Origin of the sequence: Actinosynnema sp. NPDC023658 (assembly GCF_040639995.1) — a bacterium.
Classification (GTDB): Bacteria; Actinomycetota; Actinomycetes; order Mycobacteriales; family Pseudonocardiaceae; genus Actinosynnema.
This window is the reverse complement of record NZ_JBFAAX010000583.1, coordinates 1-3,591: the sequence shown is the minus strand read 5'-3', so window position 1 is coordinate 3,591 and position 3,591 is coordinate 1. Positions and strand designations below refer to the sequence as shown.

Genomic DNA, 3,591 nt, shown 5'->3' with positions numbered 1-3,591 from the left:
GCCCCGTGCACCGTGACGACGTGGCGGTCGTAGTTCGCTCGTTCGCCGTCTTCCCTCCTGTGGCACTCCGGTTGGTGTCGATGCCGGCGAGCACATTGGCGGAGCGGGCGGTCACCACGTGGCGCTGGTGAGATGTCGACTTCGTGCCGCGGTTGGCGAGCACGATCATCGGGCTCTGTCCCTCGCCCTGACCGCCGCCGATGCTGTGGTGGCGCTTCATGCTGCCGTCGAAGAACACGCCCACGTTCTCGTCGTGGTTCGGCGCGGCTGTCACCCGGCCACGGGCCGCTGCCTTCGCCACCTGTGGGGGTGCCGGAAGTCGGCCACATGGCTTGACCTGCGGTTGCTCGGCTGGGGTTCGTACTCGTGGATCAGGCCGTCGAGGACTGGTCGGCGGCAGCCCGATGACTTGTCGAGCGACACAGCGCAACTCAGAATAAGTTGACTCTATAGTTTCAGTGTTAACTAACACAGGCTGTTGTCTTCAGGTACTGGGAGCGTGAACGCGGATCTTCCTGTGGCGTGCAACGCGGCGCAGATGGCTTCGGAGGCTTCTCGAGCTCCGGCGATGGGGGGTGCGGAGAGCGCCGTCGAGGTGCTGCAGAGGTTGCTCGATGGTCGACAGACGGTGACGCGAACTGTTCTCAAGCCTGAGGTGTACCAAGTCCGGTGAACGTCTCCGGGCTCGATCGGATTCTCCGGGGGGTGCTCCGGCGACTCTGACCTGAGAGTTGCACCACCGCGGCTTCGGACCTGCCGAACAGTACGTCGCGCGGTCGGTTGACGCGCAATTCGACTGTCTTGCCGCCGGATGACGTGTCTTCTCCGCAACGGAGCAGCGCGGCCGGTTTCGCGGTCGGGTGTCGGCGTGGTCGTGTGTCCTGGTGTCGAACCCGGCACTTCGGGGATTTGGGCTCGGGATGGCTGCCGGGCTGGGCGCGTCGCCACCTGTGCCGGGTGTTGTCGGCACAGGTGGTTGGTTGGGGTGACCGACCGGACTCGCACCGGCTTGGACCAGAATCACAATCTGGCGCCTCGACTGCTTCGGCATCGGTCACAGTCGTCCCACCAGGAGTCGAACCTGGGGCCTTCCGCACGTCGGGCGGACGCTCTGCCTGCTGAGCTATGGGACGTCACCGTCACGACGCCGTCGTGGCCGGTGGTGGAAGACGAGCCGCTCCGGGCCGAGGCCTGGAGTGGTCGCTCCCCTGCCAGGAGTCGAACCTGGTCCTCCCGAGTAACAGTCGGGCGTGCCGCCTGGTGCACTTCAGGGGAATGTCGTCGCGTGCCCTCGGCAGGACTCGAACCTGCATCTCCGCCGTCGGAGGGCGGTGTCGTGTTCCGTTGGACCACAAGGGCTTGTGGTGGGGTGCCCGGTGGAGAGCCGGGACACCGCTCGTAGCGCGTACGGGGATCGAACCCGTGTCACCGACTTGAGAGGCCGGTGTCCGTTCCGCTGGACCAACGCGCTGTGGCGTTCACCCCGTCGGGGTGGACGCGGACTCCTGGCGGTCGCGTCGCCCGGTGCCCTTGTCGGATGCCCGCGAGTCGAACGCGGTGTGTCCTGAACCCAAATCAGGTGGGGTCGCCGTGCCCCGCGCATCCGGTGCGCCCGGCCGGTGGAGCCCGCCGGCGGGCGGTGCGCTCACGACGGGACTCGAACCCGCGAATCGCCGCATCGACAATGCGGTGCCCTAGCCGCTGGGCCACGTGAGCATCCGACGCCGTGGTCGGCGTCGGCAGTACCCCTGCCAGGACTCGAACCTGGGACCTCGACGTTCGTAGCGTCGCGCTCTGTTCCGCCTGAGCTACAGGGGTTCGGTGGAGGCCGGAGCCAACCGGCGACGCCCCTCACGGGACGCCCGACCGGCTCCTCCTCCGTCCCCCGCCCCGGTCGCGTGGCGGCCGGGGCGGGGCACATCGACTGATGTCTGCTCCGCTGTGGAGTTGTCAATGAACACACACCGGCCCATCCGAAGAATGGGCGGCGTTCAGTAGACGGAAGGAGTCGAGCCCTAGGGAAACGGTTTTGGGGCCGTTCCGATTCCGGGGCACGTCACCGAGAATGATTGTTTTCGGTGCGCCGAATGAAGGAGCCGCCCGGATCGGTTTCCCGATGGGCGGCTCCCTGTCCACGTGACCCGGTTCAGGTCAGGGGTGGGGAGTCCGCGCAGCTCAGCGGCGCTTCATGCCAGGTCGCGACCGCATTGTGCCGATCGAAGGGCGGGCACGCGGCGGCGATCACCGCGCTGTGATGCACGCGCTGTGACTCTCGCTTCCTCATGCTCGCCATGATGTCGGCCCTTCGTTTCGCGGTGTACGCAAAGCATGCACCTCCGACGCGGAACACCGCAATGGTTTTTCTCCGAGTCGGACGAATCACGGCCTAACCGGCCCGGCCGCGCCCCGGCTTGGCAGTGCTGTGTCCGCCTGCCTCACTTCCCCCGTTCCGGACCGGGGCTGCGCTCATGCGCCTGGACGCGGCTCGGACCCCTTGATCCGTTCGACGAGCTCGTCGCGGTACTCCAGCACCGCCTGGAACTCCGGTTCGTCGCCGGTCGCCCGCTTCAACGCGCCCTCCAGGATCTTGAGCCCCTGCCGTTCGTCGCCGCGCGCATCGGCCTGCCTCGCGGCGTTCTCCATGGCGATGGCGAGCTTGGTCTGCGCCTGGGGTTCCTTGGCGGCCTGGTGGATCCGGATCCAGTTGCCGCCAGGGTCGACGACGGTGAACCCGGTGTACCGGTCGTTGCGCAGCCGCGGCCGGGTCATGCGCGGGATGCCGGAGACGAGCAGCTTTCCGTGCACGGACCGCATCCCCGCCGCGAACGCCTCGAACAGCTCGGCGGTGTCCGCCACGATGACCAGGCACGTGCTGTACGACTGCGCCGGGTCGTAGCCGTCCATCCCGAAGAAGTGCAGGTTGAGGTCTTCCCGCCGCACCGCGACGTGCGGGTTCGGCCGCGTCTGCCGATAGGTGATCTCGAAGCCGAGCATCTCGTAGAACGACGCGATCTCGTCGATGGAAGGACAGGGCAGGAGCGGAATCGTCAGTTCGTTCGCCACCACCCGAAGCTAAGCCCGGACCTCACGAAACGACACCGAGCTATTTGCTCGTGCGAACGACATTGCACGTAGCCGGCACGTGATGTGCGATCACCGCAGCTCAGGGCCTCGGTGCGGAGTTCTGGCACCCCGCAGGCGCGCGAGCCGGGCCGGCCTACTGGCGGTCGGCCAGGCGAGCGCGGGGCTCAGGTTGTCGGCTCGACTTCGACGCCGAGTGCAGGCGGGTGCCGATCGTGTCGCCCGCACGAGTGGACATGCGGACCGAGATCACGTCCGGTAGCTGGGCCAGCTCGTCCGCCTCGGAGATACGCACGACCCGGCCCGGTCGGGTCGGCAGGTCGCAGTTCACGACGACGCCCGTCCGCACCGGCGGCACGGGGCCGCGCACCTCGATCGACAGCCCGAGGGACAGGCGCGTGAACACGTCCCACAGGTCGACGCCGTACTGCATCCGCACGGCGTCGATCGCGTCCGGAACACCTCCAGATGCATGAGCCCGTCGCGCAGGGGCACCGCCGGCGGGTCGGC

The 3,591-nt window shown here is 67.8% G+C and carries 3 protein-coding genes and 7 tRNA genes; all 10 read right to left on the bottom strand.

Annotation, left to right across the window (positions count from 1 at the left end; genetic code table 11):
* The coding region (locus AB0G02_RS31580) for a hypothetical protein (RefSeq protein WP_360801351.1) at positions 1–244 on the bottom strand (244 nt) is incomplete at its 3' end.
* 737 nt (positions 245–981) lie between these two features.
* Positions 982–1,058: transfer RNA gene (locus AB0G02_RS31575), tRNA-His, on the bottom strand.
* Between the two features lie 2 nt (positions 1,059–1,060).
* A tRNA-Val gene (locus tag AB0G02_RS31570) sits at positions 1,061–1,133 on the bottom strand.
* A gap of 70 nt (positions 1,134–1,203) precedes the next feature.
* Positions 1,204–1,275 (bottom strand) — tRNA-Asn (locus AB0G02_RS31565).
* An 11-nt stretch (positions 1,276–1,286) separates the two neighbouring features.
* Positions 1,287–1,359 (bottom strand) — tRNA-Arg (locus AB0G02_RS31560).
* A 40-nt stretch (positions 1,360–1,399) separates the two neighbouring features.
* Positions 1,400–1,471: transfer RNA gene (locus tag AB0G02_RS31555), tRNA-Glu, on the bottom strand.
* Positions 1,472–1,642: 171 nt separating this feature from the next.
* Positions 1,643–1,716: transfer RNA gene (locus AB0G02_RS31550), tRNA-Asp, on the bottom strand.
* 27 nt (positions 1,717–1,743) lie between these two features.
* A tRNA-Arg gene (locus tag AB0G02_RS31545) sits at positions 1,744–1,818 on the bottom strand.
* Positions 1,819–2,466: 648 nt separating this feature from the next.
* Entirely contained in the window at positions 2,467–3,063 is a 597-nt protein-coding gene (locus AB0G02_RS31540) for a hypothetical protein (protein WP_360801348.1), read from the bottom strand.
* 154 nt (positions 3,064–3,217) lie between these two features.
* The coding region (locus AB0G02_RS31535) for a hypothetical protein (RefSeq protein WP_360801345.1) at positions 3,218–3,591 on the bottom strand (374 nt) is incomplete at its 5' end.